This is a genomic window from Arthrobacter sp. StoSoilB19 (assembly GCF_019977275.1).
Taxonomy (GTDB): Bacteria; Actinomycetota; Actinomycetes; order Actinomycetales; family Micrococcaceae; genus Arthrobacter.
Map to the genome: position 1 here is coordinate 559,288 of NZ_AP024650.1, position 24,075 is coordinate 583,362.

Sequence of the window (24,075 nt, forward strand, 5' to 3'; positions counted from 1 at the left end):
GGAGCCAGCATGCCCATTGCAACCCCAGAGATCTACTCCGAAATGATCGACCGCGCGAAGGCGGGCGGCTTCGCATACCCGGCCGTGAACGTCACGTCCTCGCAGACGCTCAACGCAGCGCTCCGCGGCTTCGCCGAGGCGGAGTCCGACGGCATCGTCCAGGTTTCCACCGGCGGTGCGGCCTACTGGTCCGGCGCATCCACCAAGGACATGGTTGCCGGTTCCCTGGGCTTCGCAGCCTTCGCCCGCGAAGTAGCCAAGAACTACGGCGTCAACGTCGCCCTGCACACGGACCACTGCCCCAAGGACAAGCTGGACGGTTTCGTCCTGCCCCTGCTGGCTGCTTCCGAGGCTGAGGTCAAGGCCGGCCGGAACCCGCTGTTCAACTCCCACATGTGGGACGGCTCCGCCGAGACCCTCCAGGAAAACCTGCGCATCGCCCGCGAACTGCTCGGCCGCACTGCTGCCGCCAAGATGATCCTCGAAGTGGAGATCGGCACCGTTGGCGGCGAGGAGGACGGCGTGGAAAACGCCATCAACGACAAGCTGTACACCACCGTTGAGGACGCCCTGGCCACCATCGATGCCCTGGGCTCCGGTGAAAACGGCCGCTACATCACGGCCCTGACCTTCGGCAACGTCCACGGCGTCTACAAGCCCGGCGGCGTCAAGCTCCGCCCGGAGATCCTCAAGGACATCCAGGCCCAGGTGGGCGCGAAGATCGGCAAGGACAACCCGTTCGACCTCGTGTTCCACGGCGGCTCCGGCTCCTCCGACCAGGAAATCGCCGACGCCGTCTCCTACGGCGTGATCAAGATGAACATCGACACCGACACCCAGTACGCCTACACGCGTCCGGTTGCTGACCACATGTTCAAGAACTACGACGGCGTCCTGAAGGTGGACGGCGAAGTGGGCAACAAGAAGACCTACGACCCCCGCGTCTGGGGCGCCTCCGCCGAAGCCGGCCTGGCGGCCCGCGTGGTGGAAGCCACCAAGCAGCTCGGTTCGGCCGGAAAGACCTTCTAGATGTCGGACGAGTTCCGCCGGAACCTGATGGGGCCGGAGCCCACTCTCCTGCCTGCCGAAACCGAGGTGAACGCGCAGCTTGAGGCCGGCCAGGAGGCCCTGGACCTGGTGGCGAAGCACCCAACGTCCTCGCTCCTGTGGGCCGTCCTGGCTGAGGAGGCGTGGACGGAAGGCCGCACCATCGACTCCTACGCCTATGCCCGGGTGGGTTACCACCGCGGACTGGATGCGCTGCGCCGCAACGGCTGGCGCGGCGTGGGGCCCATCCCCTGGGAGCATGAGCCAAACCGCGGGTTCCTGCGGGCCCTCTACTCCCTGGGCCGGGCCTCGTCGGCCATCGGCGAGGCTGAAGAGCCGGAGCGGATCGAGAAGTTCCTGAACGATTCCGATCCCACGGCAAAGGCAGCCATCGAGGGCGAATAACTCCCTGGGCCCACGCCCGCACTTTTTCCTGGTGCAGATTGCCAGGGAGGGGTTCGGGCTGGGAACGACGGCGGGCGGTCACCTTTCAATGAGAAGGTGACCGCCCGCCGTCGTATCCGGCCTGGAATGCGCCGTCCCTCATTTCGGTTAAAAGAATCGAAGGGCCAGGGGAGGAAAGGAGGAGCTGCGCGAAGCGTGGGAAAGCAGGAGAAATCGCGTCTCAGGTTCTGTGACTACTACTCGTGGATGTCGTACGCCGACTTCACCACCTGGGTTGAAGCCGAAGACGAATCGGCACCGGGAATTTCGTTTACCGAGTCCGATGCCACAGGCTGAGCGGCGCAGGTCTTAAGGTTTGGCAATACCCGTGCGGGCCATGGCGTCTGCATAGGCAGTGCGCATGTCCTCCAGGTACTCCTCCTGGCGGGCCGGGGAACCGGCGAAGGCGCGGCCGCTCAGCGAGCGGACCTTGTAGGTCTTCAGGCCGCGGCGCCAGAGGAGGGGCACCTCGGTCTTCAACAGCAGGTTGGCCAGGCGGTTGGCTTCGGTGCCATGCGCCACGATCACCGAGGCGCGGGGGACCAGGGCCAGGAACTTCAGCAGGGGCTTCAGGCCTGACTGGATCTGGTCCGGAGTGAACTTGCCGTTGGCTTCGCCCGGGACGTGCCAAGGGTGGACGTTCCACGGCATGACGAACTCCGGGCGCAGGCCAAGCTTCCACTGGATCCCCAGCATGCGGGTAACAGCGTCCTGGTCGCCGGGGGTGATGAACCCGGACGGATCCACCTCGCCGATGTTGGAGAACAGGCTGATGATGCGGCATTCCTCCACGTCGTGCATGGGGTCCACGTAGGGCACCACGGTTCCGGGCTTGGCCTCCTGCAGGGAATCACACAGTTCGTTGACGGCGGCAACGCTGGGTTCGTAGCGGCGGCTCATGAGCTGTTCGTGGAATGTTTCGGGTGCCAGGGCTGTCATGAAGTGCTGGATCTCCTGCGGGGATTGGCGTTGCTGCCGCCACGGACATGGGCGCACGGCGGCACGGCACATCAGTGGCGGTTGATTGGGGTGGACCAACTCCTGGTCGGCCTACTCCAGTTTAGCAAGCCCAGGCAAGCGAAACGCCGGCCGCCCCTTCCGGTGATGGAAGGCACAGCCGGCGCGTCGGTGCGGGAGCGGCTAGAAGAGGCGCTTCGAGGCGCGGCGGGCACCCTCACCCAGTGCCTCCAGCTTGGCGAAGGCGATCTGCGGGTGCACCCTGCCGCCCAGGCCACAGTCGGTGGAGGCAATGACGTTCCCGCGGCCCACGAGGTCCGCAAAGCGGACGATCCGGTCCGCCACCAGGTCCGGGTGCTCCACCACATTGGTGGCATGCGAAACAACGCCCGGGATGATCACCTTGCCCTCGGGGAGCTTTGTGTCCTCCCACACCCGCCATTCGTGTTCGTGGCGGACGTTTGCCGCTTCAAAGGAATAGGCGCCGGCGTTGACCTGAAGCACAGAGCCGATGATGTCGGCGAACGGGATGTCCGTGGTGTGTGGGCCGTGCCAGGATCCCCAGCACACGTGCAGCCGGATCTGTTCCTGCGGCAGGCCGCGCAGCGCCCAGTTGGTCGCTTCGACGCGCAGTTGGATGAACTTCAGGTAATCGTCCAGGGATGGCTCGGGATTGATCTGGTCCCAGCTTTCGGCCAGGGACGGATCATCGAGCTGCACCGTAAGGCCGGCCTCGATGATGGCCTTGTATTCCTCCCGCATGGCATCAGCGCAGGCGTAGACGAGTTCCTCGTCGTTCTTGTAGTAGTCGTTGGCTACCCGCGCGCATGAGCCGGGGGAGAGGGAGGCCACGAAGCCATCCGTGAGGCCTGCGGCGGCGAGCCCGGTCTTCAGGTTCCGGATGTCCGAGGCCACCAGGTCCTGGCCCGTGTAGGTCAGCGGTCCGGCGATCTTGGGCTGGGCAACGCTCTTGCGGTGGGTGAGGATGCCGGATGCGGGATCGCTGTAGGCCTCGTTGAAGGCCTGCCGGTCGCGCCGGTCCGGGAACGAGGTCAGGACAACGTTGCCGGGGGACGAGCGGCGGACGCCGGACTCGGCCCAGCGGTCCACGGTGGTTGGCTCAAGGCCCCCGAGCCGGGCGAAGGAGTAATTCCACCACGCCCCGTAATCCACCGAGCTGGACATGGTGTGCCCGTACTCGCCGTCGTTGGGGATGTCGATGCCAAGGTCCTTCTGGCGCTGCACCACGTCCACTACGGAGGCTTCGAGGAGTTCCAGGAATTCCGGCGTGATGCCGTCGGCTTCCTTGGCGGCGTTGGCCGCAATGAGTTCAGGGGTGCGGGGCAATGAACCGGCGTGGGTCACGCGGATATGGTCGGTGTTCTGGGACATGCTGGAATCTTCCTTTCCATCGGTCCTGGCAGTAGCACCTTCGGCCGGCAGGAGTCTGCCGGGACGTGGTTGCTGCGGCGTCATTGAGCCAGGTCTCTCGGCCGCTCCGGATGGTCCACTCTCAGATAAATCGACGCGCGTGGAGCCGCGCAAATCCGCACCGCTTTATGTCGTGGGCATGTCCGGCCGGCCGCCGGCGGCAGGACCGGAACGTACTTACAGCGTTTGTCCAGCATATTGACAGGTTTCGTTAAGCTTGGTTGTGTGAATGTCACATGCCTCCGCTGCGACGGAGCGGCGGATGCCACCCGAGCACTCGAAAGAGGTAACTGTGACGAAATCCCTCAGGACCCTTGCCGTTAGCGGAGCCCTCGCGCTCGCCGTCGCAGCAGGTCCGGCGCCCCTGGCCGGCGCCGTAGGCGAAGGGCCTTCCTACGACGGCAACGGCCAGATCACCACGTCGAAGCTGGCCACCTACGACCAGATGGTCTCGTTCCTGAAGGACCAGGATGCGCGCCAGCCCGCCATGGAGCTGGAGGTCATCGGCCAGACCGTCAAAGGCCGCGACATCCACCTGGTCAAGTACATATCGGACCCGGCCAAGCCCACCATCCTGTATTTGACCCAGCAGCACGGCAATGAACAGCTCACCACCGAGGGTGCCCTCGAGTTCGTCAAGCACCTGGGCACGGGCAAGTCGGCAGGCATCCTGGACGGCGTGAACATCCTCATCGTGCCCATGCTCAACGGGGACGGTGCCATGGGGGATGTCAACTTCTCCCTGGACGACTACCTTGCCAGAGGGGACCGCCACCTCACCCGCTACAACGCGGAAGGCGTGGACCTGAACCGGGACCATGTGGCCAAGGTCCAGCCGGAGACCCAGGCGCTGCACAACAACGTGATGCGCAAGTACCGCATTGACTACATGATCGACCTGCACCACCAGGGCACCCGCGCCGAGCGCGACGGCAAGCTGGTTTCCGGCTCCATCCTGTACCCCACCACCCCGAACGCCGACCCCGCCGTCGTCGAGAAATCAAAGCGGCTCGGCGCCGTTGTCTTCAACAACGTTGACTCCACCGGCTGGGGCCACCTGGGCAGGTACCAGGGCGGCAGCGCCGAGACCATCAGCCGCAACGGCATCTCCGTGGAATACGGCATTGCCACCCTGCTTTTCGAGATGCGCGGCATGTCCGACCACTACCTGGATGGTTACGCGCTGGGGCAGCGGAGCAATGGTTACCTGATCAAGCAGACGGTCACCACGCTGGCGTCCACCGCCGCGGCCATCGCGGATGGATCCATTGCCGACGCCGACACCTCCTTCTGGGACACGCTCGCCGAGCAGACGTCCCGGCCCGCGGGGGAGGCCGAGGACGAGTAGGAGGCCCGGCGCCCGCCGCGGCCCATATTTGCGAAAGGGCCGCGGCGGGCCACAACAGTGGACAAAGTGCCCCATCGGCTAAACTTGGGTGGTAAGAGCCCCGGAACTCTTGCTTCGCCGTGCCGTGCTGCGGCTGTGCGAAGGCCGGTATGTTCGGGGCATTCTCATGAACGGCGCTGCATGGGCCCGCCACCAGGTGGCTGGACCCGGGCAGCCCGAACGAATGGGGGAGGATCCCATGCCAGCAATTGTGATCGTAGGAGCCCAGTGGGGCGACGAAGGAAAAGGCAAGGCCACCGACCTTTTGGGCGGCCGTGTTGACTACGTCGTCAAGCCCAATGGCGGCAACAATGCCGGGCACACCGTCGTCGTAGGCGGTGAAAAGTACGAACTCAAGCTGCTGCCGGCAGGCATTCTCAGCCCCAACGCTGTTCCCATCATCGGCAACGGCTGCGTGGTGAACCTCGAAGCCCTCTTCCAGGAAATCGACGGGCTCCAGGCCCGCGGTGCGGACACTTCGAAGCTGCGGGTTTCCGCCAACGCCCACCTGGTGGCCCCGTACCACCAGGTCCTGGACAAAGTGACCGAACGCTTCTTGGGCAGCCGCGCCATCGGCACCACCGGCCGCGGCATCGGCCCCGCCTACATGGACAAGGTGGCCCGGCTGGGCATCCGCGTCCAGGACGTCTTTGACGAATCCATCCTCCGCCAGAAGGTGGAAGGCTCGCTGCGCCAGAAGAACGAACTCCTGGTCAAGGTCTACAACCGCCGCAGCGTTGTGGTGGACGAGATCGTGGACTACTTCCTGTCCTTCGCCGAGCGGCTCCGTCCGCTGGTCATCGACAGCACCCTGGTCCTGAACACCGCGCTGGACGAGGGCAAGGTGGTCCTGATGGAAGGCGGCCAGGCTACGTTCCTGGACGTGGACCACGGCACCTACCCGTTCGTGACCTCCTCCAACCCCACCGCCGGCGGCGCGTCGGTTGGCTCCGGCATCGGGCCCACCCGCATCTCGCGCTCCATCGGCATCATCAAGGCCTACACCACCCGCGTTGGCGCCGGCCCGTTCCCCACGGAACTCTTCGACGAGATGGGCATGTACCTGCAGAAGACCGGCGGCGAATTCGGCGTCAACACTGGACGCCCGCGCCGCTGCGGCTGGTACGACGCCGTCCTGGCCCGGCATGCCTCCCGCGTCAACGGCTTCACGGACTACTTCGTCACCAAGCTGGACGTGCTCACCGGCATCGAACAGATTCCCGTGTGCGTGGCCTACGACGTGGACGGCGTCCGGCACGATGAAATGCCCATGACGCAGACCGAGTTCCACCACGCCAAGCCCATCTTCGAGTACTTCGACGGCTGGACCGAGGACATCACCGGGGCACGCACCCTGGCGGACCTGCCGGAGAACGCCCGGAATTACGTGCTGGCCCTTGAGAAGCTCTCCGGAACCCGGTTCTCCGCCATCGGCGTGGGCCCGGACCGGGACCAGACCATCGTGGTGAACGACCTCATCAACGACTGACACTCCCCAGGGCAGCATGACGACGGCGGCAGGCCACCTTTGCGGGTGGCCTGCCGCTTGTGCGTCCCGGGACGTTCGGCCCCGGGTGGAAAAGCAATTTACACAGGCTTAACGCGCACGGTCTTGTGAGGCTGCACGCGTACCGGCAAGACTCGGTAGTACCCCCTGGTGCCCAAGGAAGGATCGTCATGGCCGGAAAATTTGAAGCATTCATTGACGCTGATTCGTTGTTCCGGTTCCGGCTCCTGGCCCCGGATGGCGCAGTGGTGGCTGTCTCCGGGCCGTACCAGGACAAGCAGGCCCTGGCGGCAGGGATCGCTGCCGTGCGTGAGTGCGCCGGCACCGGCCTGGTCACCGACCTCTGTCCCGCCGGGGCCGTATCCCGTCCCGCAACCGTGCCCGTAGCGGCAGCCGCCGCCGTTCCCGCGGAGCTGCCCTCCGCCGTCGTACCTGTCTGTAGCGACGAGCGCCTGCCCGCCAGGCTGCACTTTTTCGCGCTGGCCAAGGCATCGCGCAGGCAGGCGACGCCGCCCCGGTGGACCAGGGCAGCTGCCCGCTGACAGCCGCGGAACGGCTGCCAAAAAAGTTTTTGAAATCGCGTAACCCTTTGGGGGTGCGTAGCGATTACCCCTATGAAGTGCCGGTCTGGAACCTGTCCCCCATCACGTTCCAGACCGGCTCTTTTGTTTTCCGCCCAGCCGGCTTCAGGTGCCGGGAGCCCGCAATGGCCCGCTTACCCGGCGCCGTGGCGCTTCCGGCAGCGGTTGTTACTGAAGGGTAAAGTAGGGGCAGCGTTCCGGATGTACTGAGCGTTCACCTTGCCAACTCCCTCTTTGACGGAAAGCACTACGTCAGTGACCGATGCACAGACAGACGAGGCTCCGGACCAGCCAACTCCCGGGACCGCTGCCTTCAGCCTCGTCTACAAGACGTACGCGTCGCAGGTGCTGGGCTATCTCACCGCCCGGGGAGTCGAGGATCCGGAGGCCGCCATGCAGGAAGTGTTTCTTTCCGTCCTGCCCAGGCTCGACAGTGTCCGCGGAGGGGATGCGGGGCTGCGTACCTTCATTTTCTCCGTTGCCCATGCGCGGATGGTGGACGACCACCGCCGCCAAAGCCGAAGCCCGCTCAAACTGCCGTTCGAGCCAGAGCTTGACCAGCGCCAGGACAGCTCAGCGGAAAAGCTGGCGCTGGAGCGCATCTCACCCCGGGAAGTCCTCGGGCTGCTGGACGGGCTGCCGCAGGACCAGCGGGACGTGTTGTCGCTTCGCCTGGTGGGTGGCCTGACAGTGGAACAGACCGCGGAAACCATCGATAAGAGCGCCGGTGCCGTGAAACAGCTCCAGCGGCGCGCGCTGCTGAAACTTCGGGAACTTGCGGCAGTGAAGGAGTATCTCACGCCATGACGTCCGCTTCGGATAATCTCATCGCCCTTGTCGACGACATGCTCCAGGACGCCGGTGCAGCCCAGGATGCGGAACTCCGTGACACCCTGGTCGCACTGGGCGCCCTGGCCTCACTGCCCGTACCCGCGCCCACCGGCGAGCTTGCCGCGATGCTGGCAGCAGGAGGTCCGACAGAAGACGCCGCTTCCGGGAATCTCGAGGGTGAGCAGCGGGTTGAGCAGCCGGGTACCCACCGGGGTGCGCGGCCGGGCGATGAACTGGCGCGCCGCCGCCGTCGGCACCGCCCCACCGCGCTGGGCCTGGTCCTCGTGGCGGGAATGGGGCTGGGCGTTGGCGGAGTAGCCGCCAGCTCCACCGCTCCCGGAGGCAGCCCCATTGAGCACGTGCTGACGGAATGGATGCCGTGGAACCATACGACCGACGCCGCGTCGGCCGCCTCCTCCACCGACGGCGGGCCAGACGTGGGCGCGGAAGGGGAAGTCACCCAGTCCGGCGCAACTGCCGCACCGGCTGGGGCTGCGGACGCGTCACACCGTGCGTCCCGTTTCCTGCGCGATCCTGCCGGCCTGTTCGGCGGCACCCGCACGCCGGCGTGTGCCGGCCCCGCCAAGCACGACGCCGGCACAGGTCCAGGGAACTGCGCGGCCGAACCCGGGGCTGCTGCAGTGGGTGGAGCCGTCGGCGGCATGGATGGCAGCGGACGGGCTGTGCCGGCGGGAACCCCGGCGGATCCAGCTGCGGCCGGACCGGGCAAGGCCGGGGCGCCGGCACCGGCTACTGTGGCAGGCGGCGTGGACCCGGCCGGGACGGCGCAGAAGGCGGCCGGTTCCGCTGCCACCACCGGCCGGGTGCCGGGCCAAGGCCAGCCACAAAACCCAGGGACGCTGGAACCAGGGACACAGGGCGCAGGGGGTTCAGAGTCGCAGGGCACAGGCCCCAAGGCCGCCACCCCGCTGAAGTAGCTGAAGCATGACAGGACGGGCAGCGTAGGCTGATCCCATGGGCCACACGAACGATCCCGCAGTCATCGAACGCCTTCTGCGAACCAAGGGCCGGTGGGCCATCGTCGGACTCACCACCAATGAGTGGCGCTCCGCCTACGACGTCTCGCTGATGATCCGCGACCGGCTCGGCATGGAGATCATCCCCGTCAACCTGAACGGCGACACAGTCCACGGCGAACCCGGCTATCGCACCCTCGGCGACATCCCGGCGGACAAGCAGCCCATCGACGTCGTGGACTGCTTTGTGAACTCGCAGAAGGTGGGCAGCGTGGTGGACCAGGCCATTGCCGCCGGGGCGAAAGCCGTGTGGCTGCAGCTGGGGGTCATCGACGAGGCAGCGGCGGAACGTGCCAAGGCGGCGGGGCTGGACGTGGTGATGAATCTGTGCCCGGCGCAGCTTGCCTGGAAGTACAACCTTTAGCGCTTCATCAACTCCGGATAGTGCCGTTCGGTCACGTCCGGGTGTGCCCGCATCCGGCCCTTGAGCATGTTGAGGCCGAACGATGCCAGGAGCGGGTTGTCCGGATCGTCCGTGATACCCCGGGCAGCCGCCTTTAGCTCGGGTGCCAGGGGGACGGGCTCGATGACCGCGTCGAGCCGCGGCGACCAGAAGAACGGCACCGAGTACCGGTCGACGCCCGGTGGCGGTGCCTGGACGCGGTGGATGGTCGCCGCCAGGTATCCCGCCGTGGCTACTTCGAGCATCTCGCCAAGGTTCACCACCAGTGCCCCCGGCAGGGGCTCCACAGGCAGCCACTGGGTGGTTCCGGGCGGCAGCACTTCCAGGCCGCCCACGTTGTCCTGCAGCAGGAGGGTTACGAAGCCGTAGTCCGCGTGCGAGCCAACGCCCTGGTCCCCGGCCGCTTCCACCACGCCGCCCACGTAGTGGACCAGCTTGCCCATCCATGCCGGTGAATCCCGGAAGGGCCCGTCGAAGTAGTCCTCCGGCAGCTGGAGCGAAACGGCGATTGCCCTCAACAGTTCCATGCCCACGCCGGACATCAGCTCCGCCCACTCCATGGCAGCAGGCTTCAGCTCGGGGAATGTTTCATCGGGCCAGAGATTGGGACCCTGCAGCAGCCAGTAAGGCTGGCTGTCCGGGTAGTCCCGCACCGGCTCGCGCTCCGGTGAATAGTCGATCTGCTCCCGAGCGTCGGCCCGGCCCTGGGTCACCTCGGTGCCCATGCGCGTGTAGCCACGGAAGTGGGGGGAGAGGCGGTTGTCCAGCTTCATCCGCTCCTCAAGGGGCAGGTCGAAGAAGCGCTGAATAGTGTCCAGGAGCTCTTCGGCCTGTCCCGGGCGGCCACCATAACCGGTGACCTGGAAGAACCCGATGTCGTGGGTGGCGTGCCGCAGCTGGTCGATGAACTCCGGGCTGAATGTGCCGTCGGCCCGCCGGGCGGCACGCAGGTCCAGAACAGGTATGGCTCCCTGGTCGCGTGACATGTTCGCAGACTAGCACCGCGCAGGTCTGCTTTATAGGCTTCCGTTATGGACCCAAGTGCGCTGCGGAAGATCTGCCTTTCGTTTCCCGGAGCCTATGAGGATTTTCCGTTCGGACCGGAGACTTCGGTCTTCAAGGTCCGTGCCGGGACTGCCGGGGGAGCGCGGCACGAGGCTAAACTGTTTGCCCTGTCGTCCATGGACGAACGCGATTTCTACGTGAACTTGAAGTGCGAGCCGGCCCTGGCCGTGCAGCTGCGCGCGGTACACCCGGCAATCACCGGGGCGTGGCACATGAACAAGACCCACTGGAATGGTGTGCGCATCGACGGGTCGCTGCCGGACGGGATGATCCGGGACATGGTGGAGGACTCCTACGACCTTGTGGTGTCAGGCTTGAGCCGGAAGCAGCAGGATCAACTGGGGTGGGCACGCCTCGAAAGGGCAGGCGGCGATGATTGACGCGGGAAGACTCGGCTATCCGGGAATTGGCGGCACGGAGCACGGCGTCGCGCCAGTGGGGTACGACCGCGTCCTTGAGGAAGCCCGCCTGGGTACCGGCCTTGGCGTCTACCGGCGCGTGGCGGACGGCATCCTGGGCTGGGAACTGCAGCGGAGGGCTGGCCTCACGGTGCGGGCAGACGCGCCAAGGGCTGTGCCCGGGGCACACGTGGTGAGCGGTTTCGGCGTCGGGCCCTTCCGCCTGCCCGCGCCCTGCCAGGTGGTGTGGGCGCGGGAGCCGGCACCGGACGGTGTTCCCCAATCCGCCGGGTTTGGTTACGGGACGCTGCCCGGCCACCCCGCCCGTGGCGAGGAATCCTTCGAGGTGGAGATCAACAGCCACGGAGAGGTGTGGCTGCGGATCCGTGCTTTCAGCAGGCCTGCCAACTGGTTCTACGCCGCCGGTGGCCTGGTCACCCGCGCGGCACAGCGCTACGTTACTTCCCGGTACATTGAAGGGGCACGCACCCTCGCCGCGGAAGGAACATCCCAGTGATCTTTATCGTCGTCAAGTTCAAGGTCAAGCCCGATTGGTCCGGGCGCTGGCTCGATCTGGTGGCAGACTTCACCCGGGCTACCCGGGAGGAGCCGGGCAACCTGTGGTTCGACTGGTCCCGAAGTGTGGACGATCCCAACGAGTTCGTCCTGGTGGAAGCGTTCAAGGACGACGCCGCGGGAGACCATGTCAACAGCGGCCACTTCAAGAAGGCCATGGCCGACATGCCCCAGGCACTCGCCGAAACACCCAGGATCATCAGCCGCCAGCTGGACGGCGAAGGCTGGGACCTGATGGGTGAGCTCACCATCGAGTAAAGACAGGGGCGGCCATGTGGATCGGCTGGATCGAGTTCGACATCCTCCTTGGGGACGTGCAGAGCCTGAAGGAAAAGCGCTCCGTCGTCAGGCCGCTCCTTGCCGAGCTCAAACGCCGCTTCGAGGTGTCAGTCGCCGAAGTCGGGGACCATGCCCAGTACCGGCGCTCGCAGGTCGGCGTTGGCCTGGTGGCAGCTGACCGGGCCCATCTCGTGGAGGTGCTGGCCGCCGTCGAACGTTTTGTGGCAGCCCGGCCGGAGTTCGAGCTGCTCAGTGCACGGCAGCGGGAGCTGCACAGCGAGGACTGAACCGGTCCTTAAATGCGGACGGACACCCAAAGCCCTCTCTATGGGCTTGAGTGTCCGTCCGCGTTCTGTGGGGCCTAGCCGAAGTACTTCGGCAGGGTCCCTTCGTGGGCTTCGCGGAGCGCGTCCAGGGACAGGCCCTCCACGCCGTTGATCTCCAGCTTGCCGCTGGCCGCGTCCACCACGCCGATGCGGGTGTGGGTGAAGCCGCGGGCGGTGCACATGTCCGTGAAGCGGACTTCCTCGGAGCGGGGGACGCCCACAACGGCACGGCCCTGGGACTCGGAGAACAGGGCCGTGAACAGGTCCACGCCGTCCCGGTCCATGACGTCCTGCAGCGCGATCCGGGCACCCACGCCGTAGCGCAGCGAGGACTCCACCAGGGCAGCCGCGAGGCCGCCTTCGGAGAGGTCGTGGGCGGAGTCGATCATGCCGTCGCGGGACGCGTTGATCAGGATCTCGCCCAGCGCGCGCTCGGCCTCGAGGTCCACCTTCGGCGGCTGTCCGCCCAGGTGTCCGCGCATGTTGGCCCATTCGGAACCGTCCAGCTCGGCGCCCGTGGTGCCCAGCAGGTAGATCGCCTGGCCATCCTCACGCCAGCCCGACGGCGTGCGGCGCGCAACGTCGTCGAGCTTGCCCAGGACTGCCACCACCGGGGAGGGGTGGATGGGCGTGGTGCCGGTCTGGTTGTAGAGCGAGACGTTGCCGCCGGTGACAGGGATGCCCAGCACCATGCAGGCGTCGGACAGGCCGCGGATGGCTTCGGCAAGCTGCCACATGACGTCCGGGTCCTCGGGGGAGCCGAAGTTCAGGCAGTCGCTGACGGCCATGGGGATGGCGCCTGCGGTGGCTACGTTGCGGTAGGCCTCGGCCAGTGCCAGCTGCGCGCCGTGGTACGGGTCCAGGTAGGTGTAGCGGCCGTTGGCGTCGGTGGCCAGGGCAACGCCCAGGCCGGTTTCCTCGTCCACGCGCACCACGCCGGCGTCGTCGGGGAACGCCATGGAGGTGTTGCCGCCCACGTAGCGGTCGTACTGGTTGGTGATCCAGGACTTGGAGCACATGTTCGGCGACGCCACCAGTTCGGTGACGGCCTTGGCCAGCTCAGCGGGGGCGGCCGGGCGGCCGGCGTCCTGCACGGAACCGGTGAAGGTGTCCGCCTGCACGGCATCCTGCCACTCGGGGCGGGCGAACGGGCGGTCGTAGACCGGGCCGTCGTGCGCCACGGTGCGGGGATCGACGTCGACAATCACCTCGCCTTCCCAGGTGACGATCAGGCGGCCGGTATCGGTCACCTCGCCCAGCCAGGAGTACTCCACGGCCCATTTGTCCATCACGGCCTCGAACGCTTCCACGTTCTCCGGGGTGACAACGGCCATCATGCGTTCCTGGGACTCGGACATCAGGATCTCGCCCGGGGTCAGCGTGGGGTCGCGCAGCAGGACGGAAGTCAGCTCAACCTGCATGCCGCCGTCGCCGTTGGAAGCAAGTTCCGACGTGGCGCAGGAGATGCCGGCGGCGCCAAGGTCCTGGATGCCTTCCACCAGGGAGCCCTTGAAGAGCTCCAGGCAGCACTCGATGAGGACCTTCTCGGCGAAGGGGTCGCCCACCTGGACGGCGGGGCGCTTGGAGGGCTTGGTGTCGTCGAACGACTCGGAGGCCAGCACGGAGGCGCCGCCGATGCCGTCGCCGCCGGTGCGCGCACCGAACAGGACCACCTTGTTGCCCTTGCCGGAGGCGTTGGCCAGGCGGATGTCCTCGTGCCGCATGACGCCGACTGCCAGGGCGTTGACCAGCGGGTTGCCCTGGTACACGGAGTCGAACACCATCTCGCCGCCGATGTTTGGCAGGCCCAGGGAGTTGCCGTAACCACCGATGCCCGCAACGGCACCATGCATGACGCGGGCGGTGTCCGGGTGGTCGATTGCGCCGAAGCGCAGCGGGTCCATGACGGCCACGGGGCGGGCGCCCATGGAGATGATGTCGCGGACAATGCCGCCGATGCCGGTGGCCGCGCCCTGGTAGGGCTCAACGAACGACGGCGAGTTGTGCGATTCGATCTTGAAGGTCACGGCCCAGCCGTCCCCCAGGTTGGTCACGCCGGCGTTTTCGCCGATGCCCACCAGCATGTCCTTCTTCATTTCCTCGGTGACCTTCTGGCCGAACTGGCGCAGATGGTTCTTGGAGGACTTGTAGGAGCAGTGCTCGCTCCACATGACGGAGTACATGGCCAGTTCGGCGCCCGTGGGGCGGCGGCCCAGGACCTTGACGATCTCGTCGAACTCGTTCCGCTTCAGGCCGAGTTCGGCCCAGGGAAGTTCGGTGTCCGGGGTCTTGGCCGCGTTCTCGACCGTGTCGATGTTGAACTTCTTGGTGGTTTCCGTGGTCACTTGTCGCCTCCCACAATCTTGTTCAGGACGGAGGTGAAGAAGCCCAGGCCGTCGGTGTCGGAACCGCCGATGCCGTCCAGCGATTCGGGCCCGAAGCCCGGCTCCACGGCGTGTTCGGGGTGCGGCATGAGGCCCACCACGTTGCCGGCGGCATTGGAGATGCCGGCGATGTCGCGGCGGGAGCCGTTCGGGTTGAAGCCCACATAGCGGAAGACAACGCGGCCCTCAGCCTCAAGGGCGTCCAGGGTCTTCTCGTCCGCGATGTACTGGCCATCCTGGTTCTTGAGCGGGATGGTGATCTCCTGGCCCGCCTGGTAGTCCAGGGTCCACGCAGTGTTGCTGTTCTCGACACGCAGCACCTGGTCGCGGCAGAGGAACTTCAGGTGGTCGTTCTTGATCATCGATCCGGGCAGCAGGTGCGACTCGGTGAGGATCTGGAAGCCGTTGCAGATGCCGAGGACCGGCAGCTTGGCATCGGAGTTGGCGGCGTCGATGATTTTGGACATCAACGGCGCGAAGCGGGCAATGGCGCCGGCGCGGAGGTAGTCGCCGTAAGAGAAGCCGCCGGGGATGACCACGGCATCCACGTCGCCGAGCTGGCTGTCGCCATGCCAAAGTTCGACGGCGGTGCCGCCCGCAAGGCGCACGGCGCGGGCGGCGTCGCGGTCATCAAGGGTGCCGGGGAAGGTAACGACGCCGATGCGGGCGCCGGCGAGGCGCGGCTCCGCCGCGACTGCGACGGCTTCGCCGATCAGGGGGAGTTCAGTCATGTCAGGCCTCGACGACCTCGACGTTGACGACATCTTCGATCACGGGGTTGGACAGGAGGGTCTCGGCGGCGTCGCGGGCCTGGGCCAGGATTTCCTCGGTCACCTCGCCGTCGACCGTCAGTTCGAAACGCTTGCCCTGGCGGACAGAGCTGAAGCTGGTGAAGCCCAGCCGGGGGAGAGCGCCGACGATCGCCTTCCCCTGCGGGTCCAGAATCTCGGGCTTGGGCATGACGTCAACAACGATCCGGGGCATCCGGCAACTCCTGTGCGTGAGCTTGGGTAAGGGCGCAGCGGAGTGGTGCCGTCTCACGCCGTACCGGGGTTGGGGGGACTGTTGGTCACCTGCGTTGGTTCACCATGAGGTCGGGCGCTCCGCGAGCTTGCCTTACCATTCTACCGGGCCGGGCGCACCCCTTTGCATCCGGCCTCCTGGGCAGCCGGGCGGCCGGGAATGAACCGGGGACGGGGGCGCCCCTGGGCGGGGTTATGGAGTTGCCGGAGGGCGTTCACTAGAGTTGCTGAATGGGAGAAAATTCGAAGTCCGTGCTGTTGCCGATGGTTGCCGCGGCCGTGTTCGCCGGCCTGGGCAGGATGGTGTTTCAAAAAGTGAAGGCGGACCGCCTGGCCCGGGAGACGCGGGTAGCCGGTCCTGTGGATGAAAAAACCAGGCAATGGATCAGTGACGTGGTGCGCACTCCCCGCCAGTAGTTTCGCCTGCGGTCTCTCGTCTGCCAGGGCGTCCTTCGGGGCGCCCTTTTCCATGCCTGTTTCCGGGTCCTGCGGGCCAACGCCCCACCCCCGTATGACAAGCGGAAAATTCTCAAATGTGCCCTATGTCATATCGTGCTCTCAGTCTGTACTCTGTGAACAGTCTGGTCTCAGCAAATTACAAAACCTGTAATTCCCTCTGCAGTTCCAGTCGTTCGGGCTGCCCACCAAGGCTGGGCGGTACATCGTGAAAGGGTTGCACGTGAAATCAACTGGAAAGAGCCCCTCGCGGGCTGGGGGCCTCCGGAAAGCGGCCGCACTGGCCGTCGGGTTGCCCCTTCTCCTTAGCTCCATGGCCGTGGGTCCCGCGTCGGCGGCACCCGGCGGCCAAGGTACGGAAAATGCCTCCTCCACTGCGAAGGACAGCCAATTCAAGGACGGCCGGTACATCGTGGTGCTGGCCGGCCCGGCTGCCGCGGCGTACGAAGGGGGAGTTGCCGGACTGGGAGCCACCAAGCCCCAGCAGGGCAGGAAGCTCGACGCCGGCAGCCCCAACTACAAGGCCTACGACGCCCACCTTCGCAACCAGCAGCGTGAAGTCGCAGCGGCGCAGGGTGTCAGCCCCGCAAAGCAGTACACCGCAGCACTGAACGGGTTCACTGCCGAGCTGACCGCAACGCAGGCGGCAGCCTTGTCCAAGGACAACCGCGTCCTGGTGGTTTCACCCGACGTCGAAAACAAGCCTGTCTACACCACCACCGACTTCCTCAAGCTCACCGGCCCGGACGGCGCATGGGCCCAACAGTTCGGCGGCCAGGCAAACGCCGGCAAGGGCGTTGTGGTGGGTGTCATCGACTCGGGGTACGCACCGGACAACCCCTTCCTGCAGGGCGAACCCGTGAAGCCACTGCAGGGTGACCCGCAGGTGGGCGTCCCGTACCGCACCGGCGATGGCAGGATTGCCATGCTCAAAGCGGACGGCACCACCTTCGAAGGGGAATGCCAAAAAGGCGAGGGCACCGGGGCCGGGTTTGACGGCTCGCTCTGCAATACCAAGGTCATCGGCGCCCGATACTTCGCCGATTCCTTCCTGCAGTACGTGGCGCCGGGAAACCGTGCCCCGGAAGAGCAGATTTCCCCGGTGGACGTTGGCAGCCACGGCACCCACACCGCCACCACGGCGGCGGGCAATGCCAATGTCGAGCAGGTGATTGATGGAACCAGCTTCGGCAAGAGCTCGGGAGTGGCCCCCGCAGCCAAAGTCTCGGTGTACAAGGTCTGCTGGGAGGACACCAACCCGGACACGGGCGGCTGCTACTCCTCGGCGTCGGTCGAGGCCGTGGACGCAGCCATCAAGGACGGCGTCGATGTCCTGAACTACTCCATATCGGGCAATAACAACAGCACCACCGATCCCGTGGCGCTGGCGTTCCTGAACGCGGCTTCCGCAGGTGTCTTCGTTTCGGCTTCGGCCGGCAACTCCGGCCCTGCGGCCTCCACCGTGAACCATGCCTCACCGTGGCTGACCACCGTGGCTGCTTCCACCTTCCCCAGCGACCTGCTGGGAACGGTCAAGGTGTCCGACGGCTCCCTGTACCGCGGAGCGTCCATTATGAAGTCGGAAGTGGCGGACAAGCCCGTTGTCCTTGCCGCGGCCGCCGCGGCCGCGGGTGCGGCAAACCCGAACCTCTGCGGCCCGGGGACCCTTGACGGCTCCAAGGTGGCCGGCAAGGTTGTGGTCTGCGACCGCGGCGTGGTGGACCGCACCGCCAAGAGCCAGGAGGTCCTGGACAAGGGCGGCGTGGGCATGATCCTGGTGAACCTCACCAGCAGCTCGGAGGACGCAGACAACCACGTTGTTCCAACTGTCCACGTCAATGCCCCCAAGAGCCTGGAGCTGAAGTCCAAGCTGGAAGCCAATCCGGTGCTGACCGTCAGCCTGGTCAAGGGCGACCTGACCGGCCTGCCACCAGCCGCGGCACCCCAAATCGCGGGCTTCTCGTCCCGCGGGCCCACCCTGGCATCCGGCGGCGACCTGCTCAAGCCGGACATCTCCGCCCCGGGCGTCAACGTCCTGGCCGGTGTCTCCACGATCGGTAACGACGGCGACCAGTTCGGGTTCATGTCCGGCACCTCCATGGCCGCACCGCACATCGCCGGTTTCGGTGCCCTGGTCCTGGGCAAGCAGCCGAAGTGGACCCCGGCAATGGTTAAGTCCGCCATGATGACCACCGCCTACCCTCTGGTCAATGCCGACGGTTCGCCCAACACCGACCCCTTCCAGGGCGGCGCCGGCCACATCGATTCCACCCGCGTCCTTGATCCCGGGCTGGTCTACGACTCCGGGACCCAGGACTGGCTCGGCTTCCTGAACGGGCAGGGCGTTGACACCGGAGCGCCGCAGGCCGGCAGCATTGCCGCCCGCGACCTCAACCTGCCCTCCATCGCGCTGGGCAGCCTGGTGGGCGAAGTCCAGGTGAAGCGCAAGCTGACCGCCCTGGTCCCGGGCATGTACCACCCCGAGGTGAACATGCCGGGCTTCAACGTCAACGTCGAACCCAAGGCGCTGAACTTCGCCAGGGCCGGCCAGACCCGTGAAGTCACCGTCACCATCCGGAACGTCAGCGGACCGGTTGGCAAGTTCAGCACTGGAAGCCTCACCTGGAAGGGCCCGCGGACGGTTACGTCCCCTATTGCCATCCGTCCTGTTGATGCCCAGATTGCCCCGTCGTTCTCCTTCAGCTCGGCCACGGGCACCGGCAGCGGCACGATGGAGCTCGTATCCGGCTCCGACAACCCCATCGCCGTCGGCGTGGAGGGCCTGGCACCACTGAGCCAGACCGCCATCACCAAGACCCCGGGCGAGTACGCGGCCACGAATGACGCGCACAACGCCCTGCTCCAGGTGAAGGTGCCGGCCGGTGCCTCGTTTGCGCGGCTGGGCATCCAGGCACAGTCGAACGACGTCGACTGGGACATGGTGGTCTACGCACCGAGCGCGTCTGGCGGGTTGACGGCCACCCAGGTGGCCACTGCCTCGGCCAGTGAATTCCTGGACCTGGAGTCGCCGCGGGCGGGCACCTACTATGTGGTGGCCAACCTTTACGCCACGCCGGACAATGGGCCGGCCACCGCGTCCGTCCAGGCTGTGACCTTCGCCGGTGACGCGGGCAACCTCACGGTGAACCCAAACCCCATCGTGGCGCCGAACGGAACCGCCACCTCGGCGACCCTGAGCTGGACCGGACTCCAGGAGGGCTCCTACCTCTCCCGGCTGAGCCTTGGCAGCAACGGCATCAAAACCTGGGTGAACGTGCAGGTGGGACAGGGCGCTGCCCCCGCCCCGGCCGGCGCTCCCCGGCTTGACCTGGCCCAGGCGGTACCCGCAACCTGATCCGGAAGGCATGGGGGGAGGTCCCGGGCGGCTATCAGGCCGCCCGGGACCTTTTTTCGTTCCTGCCGGCGGGAAGGCCAGGCAGCGGAAGGCTAAGTGGCTGTGCCGCCCAGTAAAGGTGCCATGGCCTTCCAGCGGGCGAGCTCGCAGCCGTCGGTGCGGGTAAAGGTCGAGTTGACGTGGCGCCCATGGAAAGTTCCGGTGACCGTGGCAACCTGCGGGCCGCCGTACTGCTGGGTGCACAGCTTGGGAGGACCAGGTTTGGGGAAGAAGATGCCTTCACCGAACCGCTCCACGGCGGCGAGGGCTGCTCCAGGTCGGGGCAGCGTGGTCCCGGCTGCGGGGGCGCCATCCGTGGCTACCAGCCGGAACACATGCTCCGGCGCATCGGGGGCCTCGCGGATTCGGATGGTCAGGTCGATCAATGCGGCGCTCCGTCCGACACGGCCCCGATTTCCGCGGCGAGCCGTTCCCGCAGGGCCCCCGCTTCCGTGGCGAAGGCACGCTGGTGCTCGACATAGGCGGCCTTGCCCTGCGGCGTTTCGATGGGGATGGCCGGATAGCCCCAGCCAGCCAGATCGTACGGGGAAGCCTGCATATCCATGGCCCGGATCCGCCAGGACAGTTCAAAGCAGTCCATGACCAGTTCACTGGACAGCGCAGGCAGCAGCTTGTACGCCCACTTGTAAAGGTCCATGTTGGCGTGCAGGCAGCCCGGCTGTTCCATGTGGCGCTGCGTGTCCCGGCTGGGGGAGTGTTCGTTGAGCGGGATGGCGTCGGGGGTATAGAAGCGGAACGCATCGAAATGGGTGCAGCGGATCCTGTTCTCCTCCACCACCCGGTCGGTGCCGGCCGCTCCCAGCCGCAGCTGCAGATACTCATGCCGGAGGTCGAATTTGTCCTGGCGGTACACCATGGCCCACTCGTGGAGGCCGAAACAGCCGAACTGTGCCGGCCTGGCCGCCGTCCCCCGGAGGATGATGCCGGCAAAGGCCACGGCATCCTTGCGGTCGGCCAGGAAGGCGCGCCGATCGAAGGTGGCCGCGGTGCTTCCCGCGGCCAGCCCAAGGGAGGCGAGCTCGCCGTCGTCGAGCATCCTGTAATGCTTCCACCCCAGCCGCGTGGCTGCCTGTGCGCCCGTAAGGACCGCTCCGGCGCCGGGGTGCCAGCGCTTCAGCTGGCCCGGCTTCTGCGTGTAATAGGTGAAGAGAAAGTCCTCCACCGGGTGTTTTTGGCCAGCGGACCGTCGGGCCAGGTAGGGATCGGCGTAGCGGCTCACGCGCTGCAGGTGGGCTTCTTCCCTCGCCTGGGCGTTGTCTGCCGCCAGGAGCTTAAGAGGCTCCACCGGCGGCACCCAGCACGTCCTTGGCAGCGTCCCACGCACTGATTTCGCATCCGTTGGTCCGGGCAAAGGAGGAGTCCACGGCAACACCGTCAACCATGCCCGTCACGGTTGCCTTCTGGGGGCCGCCGTACTGCTGGGTACAGGGTTGGGAAGTTCCCGGGGCCGCCGGGGACAGGATGGCCGGGTTGGCTTTCAGCGCTGCGCAGGCCGCGGCAGCGTTGGGGTGGCTGCTTTCCGCGGCAGGGGTGCCGGCGGAACAAACCAGGGTGTAGTCGAGTTCATCCGCGCCCTGGGACGGCACCACCGTGATGGCGAGTTCAGCGTTTCCCTGCCCCGGGCCGGCACTTGGCCGCGACGTGGTGGGGGCGGGAGCCGGTACCGACGTTTCGGTGTCCGGGGAAGGAGTAGGGGAGCCTGCGGATGAGCTTCCGGCTGCGGAGGTGGAGGGCGCAGGTGAGGCGGACGTGCCATTGTCAGGAGTGCCGCTGCAACCGGTGATTAGCCCGGCGCCAACTGCCAGGACCGTGGCGAGTATGCGGAAACTACGCATCAGGCTTCCTCTCCTTGGTCTGGTTATTCTAGTCGCTTGACGCCCTGCCGACGTGCCCGGGACGGGTCCTGCCGGCACTTAACGGGACGTCGCAGCGATCAGGCCCATCATGGACGCGTGCAGTTCCGTCACCTGCTCCCGGGTCAGCCCGAGCCGCTCCATCATGGTCCCCGGTACCTTGAGCGCCTGCTGCCGCAGGGCGGCACCCTTGGCCGTGAGTTCGACGGCGAGGGCGCGCTCGTTTCCGTCCGCCCGGTGCCGCGTGAGCAGGTCCGCTGCCTCCAGCCGCCGGAGGAGCGGGGAAATGGTGGCCGGCTCCTGGGCAAGGGCCTCGCTGATGTTCCTTACTGTCCGCGGGCTGTCTTCCCACAGGCAGAGCATCACCAGGTATTGCGGATGGGTGAGGTTGAGCTTCTCGAGCACGGGTTTATAGGCCCCCACCACACTGCGGGCAGCCACCGTGAGGGCGAAGCAGAGCTGGTGCTCCAGCAGCAGGTCGTCCTCCTGCACCCCGGATGGCCCTTCTGCAGAGTGTTCTTCCGTTTGCGCTTCTGCTGCGGCGGTCATACGTCCTCCATTGTTAGTGCACTAATCATTAGTGTACATTTGTTGGAGGTGAACAGTGAGTGGAAGGAAGCCTCTTCATGGGCAGGGATAAGTCCGCAGGCAAGGGCAATGCTTCCCAGCGCTTCATGCGCGCCACAGGCAAGCTGCGGGCGGTTTTCGGCCCCGCCAGCCGCACCGCGCTGGCGCACGACATGACCGAAGAAAACCGCCGGCTGCTGGTCCAGCGCCAGGCGGAAACCCAGCAGTGGGAAACCATCACCAGGCCGGACGGCAGCACTTACGTGGTGCCACGGAACCCCGAAGACCGGTCCCTGCGCTAGCAGCCCGTTCCGCCGCGAACAGGCGCCTTTTTCCTGCCCCGGGTCTAAAATAAGGGCACTGGCTCCTGCCGGAGCCTGCTGCACTTTCGCCCGAGGTCCGGGAAGGGGGTGGAAAACAGTGGCACATGTCCTCAGCGGTTTCATGAGCCTGACTGACAGGCTGCGCTTTGTCTTTGGTCCCGCCACCCGGCTGGATGCCGATGCGCCTGTAGTGCACAAGCATGATGAGTTCGAACAGGCCTCCGAAGAGGAACTCTCGCACTTCGTGGTCGAGACCGATTCAACCGGCCACCACTACGCGGTGCGCCGCGAAGACCTGGAACGCGAAAGCTAAACCTGTCCAGGCGCACGGTAAGACCAAAAAGCCGGGCTGCCTTTCCCGTGGGAGGAGAGGCAGCCCGGCTTTTTCGTTGAGTCCTTAGCGGCCGGTGCCCCCGTAAACCGTCGCTTCGCTTTCAGTGTCCAGCCCAAACGCCTTGTGGATCACGCGGACAGCCTCATCCAGCAGGTCGGCGTGGGTCACCACGGAAATGCGGATTTCCGAGGTGGAGATCATGTTGATGTTGATGCCGGCGTCGGACAGCGCCTTGAAGAAGGTGGCGGAGACGCCCGGGTGGGAGCGCATGCCGGCACCGATCAAGGAGAGCTTGCCGATCTGCTCGTTGTATTCAATGGCCTCAAAACCGATCTGGTCCTGGGCAGCGTGAAGTGCGGCCAGGGCGTCCGCGCCTTCAACGATGGGCAGGGTGAAGGAGATGTCGGTCTTGCCCGTGCCATGGGTGGACACGTTCTGGACGATCATGTCGATGTTGGAGTGTGCATCGGCGATGACCTGGAAGATTGCGGCGGCCTTGCCGGGGATGTCGGGGACGCCGACCACGGTGACCTTCGCTTCGGAACGGTCATGCGCAACGCCGGAGATGATTGGCTGCTCCAAGGCAACTCCCTCTTGAGTGGTGATCTTGTCGTCGGCGCTGGGGATGACCCAGGTGCCTTCATGCTGGCTGAATGAGGAACGGACGTGCAGGGGGACGCCGAACCGGCGGGCGTATTCCACGCAGCGCAGGTGGAGGATCTTGGCACCCGAGGCGGCGAGCTCCAGCATCTCCTCGCTGGAAATGGTGTCGATCTTCTGTGCCGACGGGACCACGCGCGGATCGGCGGTGAAGATTCCGTCCACGTCGGTGTAGATCTCGCAGACATCCGCTTCGAGGGCAGCCGCCAGAGCCACCGCCGTCGTGTCGGAGCCGCCGCGGCCCAACGTGGTGATTTCGTTCGTGGCCCGGCTCATGCCCTGGAAGCCTGCCACGATGGCGATGTGGCCCTTGTCCAGGGCGGTGCGGATGCGGTGCGGGTCGACGTCGATAATCCGGGCCTTGCCGTGGATTCCGTCGGTGATCATGCCTGCCTGGGACCCGGTAAAGGACTGGGCGGAGGCGCCGAGCTTGTTGATGGCCATGGCCAGCAGGGCCATGGAGATGCGTTCACCGGCCGAGAGGAGCATGTCCATTTCGCGGGCGGGGGCGGAGTCGGTCACCTGGGCAGCGAGGTCCAGGAGTTCATCAGTGGTGTCACCCATGGCTGAGACGACTACGACTACCTCGTTGCCGGCTTCCTGGGCATCCACGACGCGCTTTGCCACGCGCTTGATCCCGTCGGCGTCCGCAACGGAGGACCCGCCGAATTTCTGCACGATGAGCTGTTTCGTCACCGCGCCGGCGGCGGGGGCCACCTGGGGCTGGGTTGCGTTGTGCACTTCGGCAGTGGGCGTACTCATGCGCGTACCTTCATTGGATCAATTGGAGTT

28 protein-coding genes and 1 riboswitch are annotated in these 24,075 nt (G+C 66.1%); of the genes, 17 read left to right on the forward strand and 11 right to left on the reverse strand.

Annotated features, from left to right (window positions below; genetic code table 11):
• The first annotated feature begins 9 nt into the window (after positions 1–9).
• From fbaA to LDO86_RS02720, 3 genes are all read left to right on the forward strand, one after another.
• Positions 10–1,029 (forward strand): class II fructose-bisphosphate aldolase, encoded by a 1,020-nt coding sequence (fbaA, locus tag LDO86_RS02710; protein ID WP_018772229.1) that lies wholly within the window; start codon positions 10–12, stop codon positions 1,027–1,029.
• Entirely contained in the window at positions 1,030–1,452 is a 423-nt protein-coding gene (locus LDO86_RS02715; protein WP_018772228.1) for a DUF3151 domain-containing protein, read from the forward strand.
• 195 nt (positions 1,453–1,647) lie between these two features.
• A complete protein-coding gene (locus LDO86_RS02720; RefSeq protein WP_018771833.1) occupies positions 1,648–1,788 on the forward strand; it encodes a hypothetical protein in 141 nt (46 codons plus the stop codon).
• A gap of 12 nt (positions 1,789–1,800) precedes the next feature.
• On the opposite strand, the gene LDO86_RS02725 is transcribed toward LDO86_RS02720, so the two are convergent.
• Positions 1,801–2,430: a uracil-DNA glycosylase gene (locus tag LDO86_RS02725; RefSeq protein WP_142069093.1), complete on the reverse strand. Its 630-nt coding sequence runs from the start codon at positions 2,428–2,430 to the stop codon at positions 1,801–1,803.
• Between the two features lie 201 nt (positions 2,431–2,631).
• The gene (locus tag LDO86_RS02730; RefSeq protein WP_018771835.1) at positions 2,632–3,840 is read right to left on the reverse strand and encodes a cobalamin-independent methionine synthase II family protein; all 1,209 of its coding nucleotides are present in this window, start codon (positions 3,838–3,840) and stop codon (positions 2,632–2,634) included.
• 13 nt (positions 3,841–3,853) lie between these two features.
• Positions 3,854–3,957: riboswitch (SAM riboswitch) on the reverse strand.
• 184 nt (positions 3,958–4,141) lie between these two features.
• Between LDO86_RS02730 and LDO86_RS02735 the strand changes: the two genes are divergently transcribed.
• The 6 genes from LDO86_RS02735 (at position 4,142) to LDO86_RS02760 (ending at position 9,586) form a co-directional block, all read left to right on the forward strand.
• Positions 4,142–5,227 (forward strand): M14 family zinc carboxypeptidase, encoded by a 1,086-nt coding sequence (locus tag LDO86_RS02735; protein WP_155845661.1) that lies wholly within the window; start codon positions 4,142–4,144, stop codon positions 5,225–5,227.
• A 238-nt stretch (positions 5,228–5,465) separates the two neighbouring features.
• Positions 5,466–6,755: an adenylosuccinate synthase gene (locus tag LDO86_RS02740; protein WP_026266160.1), complete on the forward strand. Its 1,290-nt coding sequence runs from the start codon at positions 5,466–5,468 to the stop codon at positions 6,753–6,755.
• A gap of 188 nt (positions 6,756–6,943) precedes the next feature.
• Positions 6,944–7,315, forward strand: coding sequence for a YegP family protein (locus LDO86_RS02745; protein ID WP_018771838.1), 372 nt, complete (start codon positions 6,944–6,946; stop codon positions 7,313–7,315).
• A gap of 294 nt (positions 7,316–7,609) precedes the next feature.
• The gene (locus tag LDO86_RS02750) at positions 7,610–8,161 is read left to right on the forward strand and encodes a sigma-70 family RNA polymerase sigma factor (protein ID WP_018771839.1); all 552 of its coding nucleotides are present in this window, start codon (positions 7,610–7,612) and stop codon (positions 8,159–8,161) included.
• A complete protein-coding gene (locus tag LDO86_RS02755; RefSeq protein WP_018771840.1) occupies positions 8,158–9,123 on the forward strand; it encodes a hypothetical protein in 966 nt (321 codons plus the stop codon). The genes LDO86_RS02750 and LDO86_RS02755 overlap by 4 nt, the downstream gene beginning before the upstream one ends.
• A gap of 37 nt (positions 9,124–9,160) precedes the next feature.
• Positions 9,161–9,586 carry a CoA-binding protein gene (locus tag LDO86_RS02760; protein WP_018771841.1) on the forward strand — a complete coding sequence of 142 codons (426 nt, stop codon included), beginning with the start codon at positions 9,161–9,163 and terminating at the stop codon, positions 9,584–9,586.
• Here the strand turns inward: LDO86_RS02760 and LDO86_RS02765 are convergent.
• Positions 9,583–10,611 (reverse strand): 2-oxoglutarate and iron-dependent oxygenase domain-containing protein, encoded by a 1,029-nt coding sequence (locus tag LDO86_RS02765; RefSeq protein ID WP_018771842.1) that lies wholly within the window; start codon positions 10,609–10,611, stop codon positions 9,583–9,585. The two genes, LDO86_RS02760 and LDO86_RS02765, sit on opposite strands and share 4 nt — an antisense overlap.
• A gap of 45 nt (positions 10,612–10,656) precedes the next feature.
• Between LDO86_RS02765 and LDO86_RS02770 the strand changes: the two genes are divergently transcribed.
• From LDO86_RS02770 to LDO86_RS02785, 4 genes are read left to right on the forward strand one after another with little or no spacing between them, the layout of a single operon-like run.
• A complete protein-coding gene (locus LDO86_RS02770) occupies positions 10,657–11,070 on the forward strand; it encodes an MmcQ/YjbR family DNA-binding protein (RefSeq protein ID WP_018771843.1) in 414 nt (137 codons plus the stop codon).
• A complete protein-coding gene (locus LDO86_RS02775) occupies positions 11,063–11,605 on the forward strand; it encodes a DUF1990 domain-containing protein (RefSeq protein WP_224084262.1) in 543 nt (180 codons plus the stop codon). Before LDO86_RS02770 ends, LDO86_RS02775 begins: the two co-directional genes overlap by 8 nt.
• Complete coding sequence (locus LDO86_RS02780) at positions 11,602–11,922, forward strand: putative quinol monooxygenase (protein ID WP_018771845.1); 321 nt, start codon at positions 11,602–11,604, stop codon at positions 11,920–11,922. The genes LDO86_RS02775 and LDO86_RS02780 overlap by 4 nt, the downstream gene beginning before the upstream one ends.
• A 14-nt stretch (positions 11,923–11,936) precedes the next feature.
• On the forward strand, positions 11,937–12,230 hold the full coding sequence (locus LDO86_RS02785; RefSeq protein ID WP_018771846.1) for a DUF503 domain-containing protein: 294 nt from the start codon (positions 11,937–11,939) through the stop codon (positions 12,228–12,230).
• 74 nt (positions 12,231–12,304) lie between these two features.
• Here LDO86_RS02785 and purL read toward each other — a convergent pair whose 3' ends face one another.
• From purL to purS, 3 genes are read right to left on the reverse strand one after another with little or no spacing between them, the layout of a single operon-like run.
• Positions 12,305–14,614: a phosphoribosylformylglycinamidine synthase subunit PurL gene (gene purL / locus LDO86_RS02790; RefSeq protein WP_018771847.1), complete on the reverse strand. Its 2,310-nt coding sequence runs from the start codon at positions 14,612–14,614 to the stop codon at positions 12,305–12,307.
• The gene (purQ, locus tag LDO86_RS02795) at positions 14,611–15,384 is read right to left on the reverse strand and encodes a phosphoribosylformylglycinamidine synthase subunit PurQ (protein WP_018771848.1); all 774 of its coding nucleotides are present in this window, start codon (positions 15,382–15,384) and stop codon (positions 14,611–14,613) included. The genes purL and purQ overlap by 4 nt, the downstream gene beginning before the upstream one ends.
• Position 15,385: 1 nt before the next feature.
• On the reverse strand, positions 15,386–15,637 hold the full coding sequence (purS, locus tag LDO86_RS02800) for a phosphoribosylformylglycinamidine synthase subunit PurS (protein WP_015935902.1): 252 nt from the start codon (positions 15,635–15,637) through the stop codon (positions 15,386–15,388).
• A 269-nt stretch (positions 15,638–15,906) separates the two neighbouring features.
• Here purS and LDO86_RS02805 point away from each other — a divergent pair, with 269 nt between their 5' ends.
• Complete coding sequence (locus LDO86_RS02805) at positions 15,907–16,092, forward strand: hypothetical protein (RefSeq protein WP_018771849.1); 186 nt, start codon at positions 15,907–15,909, stop codon at positions 16,090–16,092.
• Positions 16,093–16,444: 352 nt separating this feature from the next.
• Positions 16,445–19,486 (forward strand): S8 family serine peptidase, encoded by a 3,042-nt coding sequence (locus tag LDO86_RS02810; RefSeq protein ID WP_224084462.1) that lies wholly within the window; start codon positions 16,445–16,447, stop codon positions 19,484–19,486.
• 92 nt (positions 19,487–19,578) lie between these two features.
• Here the strand turns inward: LDO86_RS02810 and LDO86_RS02815 are convergent, their stop codons facing one another.
• The 4 genes from LDO86_RS02815 to LDO86_RS02830 all read right to left on the reverse strand — a co-directional run bounded on the left by LDO86_RS02815 (position 19,579) and on the right by LDO86_RS02830 (position 21,948).
• The gene (locus LDO86_RS02815) at positions 19,579–19,911 is read right to left on the reverse strand and encodes a hypothetical protein (protein WP_018771851.1); all 333 of its coding nucleotides are present in this window, start codon (positions 19,909–19,911) and stop codon (positions 19,579–19,581) included.
• Positions 19,908–20,840, reverse strand: coding sequence for a hypothetical protein (locus tag LDO86_RS02820; RefSeq protein WP_018771852.1), 933 nt, complete (start codon positions 20,838–20,840; stop codon positions 19,908–19,910). The genes LDO86_RS02815 and LDO86_RS02820 overlap by 4 nt, the downstream gene beginning before the upstream one ends.
• Positions 20,818–21,381, reverse strand: coding sequence for an SSI family serine proteinase inhibitor (locus tag LDO86_RS02825; RefSeq protein WP_018771853.1), 564 nt, complete (start codon positions 21,379–21,381; stop codon positions 20,818–20,820). The genes LDO86_RS02820 and LDO86_RS02825 overlap by 23 nt, the downstream gene beginning before the upstream one ends.
• Before the next feature lie 78 nt (positions 21,382–21,459).
• Positions 21,460–21,948 (reverse strand): MarR family transcriptional regulator, encoded by a 489-nt coding sequence (locus tag LDO86_RS02830; protein WP_018771854.1) that lies wholly within the window; start codon positions 21,946–21,948, stop codon positions 21,460–21,462.
• A gap of 77 nt (positions 21,949–22,025) precedes the next feature.
• On the opposite strand from LDO86_RS02830, the gene LDO86_RS02835 reads away from it, so the two are divergent.
• The gene (locus LDO86_RS02835; protein WP_018771855.1) at positions 22,026–22,268 is read left to right on the forward strand and encodes a hypothetical protein; all 243 of its coding nucleotides are present in this window, start codon (positions 22,026–22,028) and stop codon (positions 22,266–22,268) included.
• Positions 22,269–22,386: 118 nt separating this feature from the next.
• Positions 22,387–22,602, forward strand: a complete 216-nt coding sequence (locus tag LDO86_RS02840; RefSeq protein WP_018771856.1) for a hypothetical protein — start codon at positions 22,387–22,389, stop codon at positions 22,600–22,602.
• Positions 22,603–22,686: 84 nt separating this feature from the next.
• Here LDO86_RS02840 and LDO86_RS02845 read toward each other — a convergent pair whose 3' ends face one another.
• Positions 22,687–24,045: an aspartate kinase gene (locus LDO86_RS02845; RefSeq protein ID WP_018771857.1), complete on the reverse strand. Its 1,359-nt coding sequence runs from the start codon at positions 24,043–24,045 to the stop codon at positions 22,687–22,689.
• Positions 24,046–24,075 lie beyond the last annotated feature (30 nt).

Coding starts and splice junctions, on each gene's coding strand:
- LDO86_RS02765 (WP_018771842.1), bottom strand. CDS start 10,611: ATGTCACGCGACCAGGGAGCCATACCTGTTCTGGACCTGCGTGCCGCC.
- LDO86_RS02755 (WP_018771840.1), top strand. CDS start 8,158: ATGACGTCCGCTTCGGATAATCTCATCGCCCTTGTCGACGACATGCTC.
- purS (WP_015935902.1), bottom strand. CDS start 15,637: ATGCCCCGGATCGTTGTTGACGTCATGCCCAAGCCCGAGATTCTGGAC.
- LDO86_RS02740 (WP_026266160.1), top strand. CDS start 5,466: ATGCCAGCAATTGTGATCGTAGGAGCCCAGTGGGGCGACGAAGGAAAA.
- LDO86_RS02760 (WP_018771841.1), top strand. CDS start 9,161: ATGGGCCACACGAACGATCCCGCAGTCATCGAACGCCTTCTGCGAACC.
- LDO86_RS02825 (WP_018771853.1), bottom strand. CDS start 21,381: ATGCGTAGTTTCCGCATACTCGCCACGGTCCTGGCAGTTGGCGCCGGG.
- LDO86_RS02845 (WP_018771857.1), bottom strand. CDS start 24,045: ATGAGTACGCCCACTGCCGAAGTGCACAACGCAACCCAGCCCCAGGTG.
- LDO86_RS02730 (WP_018771835.1), bottom strand. CDS start 3,840: ATGTCCCAGAACACCGACCATATCCGCGTGACCCACGCCGGTTCATTG.
- LDO86_RS02830 (WP_018771854.1), bottom strand. CDS start 21,948: ATGACCGCCGCAGCAGAAGCGCAAACGGAAGAACACTCTGCAGAAGGG.
- LDO86_RS02805 (WP_018771849.1), top strand. CDS start 15,907: ATGGGAGAAAATTCGAAGTCCGTGCTGTTGCCGATGGTTGCCGCGGCC.
- LDO86_RS02725 (WP_142069093.1), bottom strand. CDS start 2,430: ATGACAGCCCTGGCACCCGAAACATTCCACGAACAGCTCATGAGCCGC.
- LDO86_RS02775 (WP_224084262.1), top strand. CDS start 11,063: ATGATTGACGCGGGAAGACTCGGCTATCCGGGAATTGGCGGCACGGAG.
- LDO86_RS02785 (WP_018771846.1), top strand. CDS start 11,937: ATGTGGATCGGCTGGATCGAGTTCGACATCCTCCTTGGGGACGTGCAG.
- LDO86_RS02715 (WP_018772228.1), top strand. CDS start 1,030: ATGTCGGACGAGTTCCGCCGGAACCTGATGGGGCCGGAGCCCACTCTC.
- purQ (WP_018771848.1), bottom strand. CDS start 15,384: ATGACTGAACTCCCCCTGATCGGCGAAGCCGTCGCAGTCGCGGCGGAG.
- LDO86_RS02735 (WP_155845661.1), top strand. CDS start 4,142: ATGCCACCCGAGCACTCGAAAGAGGTAACTGTGACGAAATCCCTCAGG.
- LDO86_RS02770 (WP_018771843.1), top strand. CDS start 10,657: ATGGACCCAAGTGCGCTGCGGAAGATCTGCCTTTCGTTTCCCGGAGCC.
- LDO86_RS02835 (WP_018771855.1), top strand. CDS start 22,026: ATGGGCAGGGATAAGTCCGCAGGCAAGGGCAATGCTTCCCAGCGCTTC.
- LDO86_RS02810 (WP_224084462.1), top strand. CDS start 16,445: ATGGCCGTGGGTCCCGCGTCGGCGGCACCCGGCGGCCAAGGTACGGAA.
- fbaA (WP_018772229.1), top strand. CDS start 10: ATGCCCATTGCAACCCCAGAGATCTACTCCGAAATGATCGACCGCGCG.
- LDO86_RS02745 (WP_018771838.1), top strand. CDS start 6,944: ATGGCCGGAAAATTTGAAGCATTCATTGACGCTGATTCGTTGTTCCGG.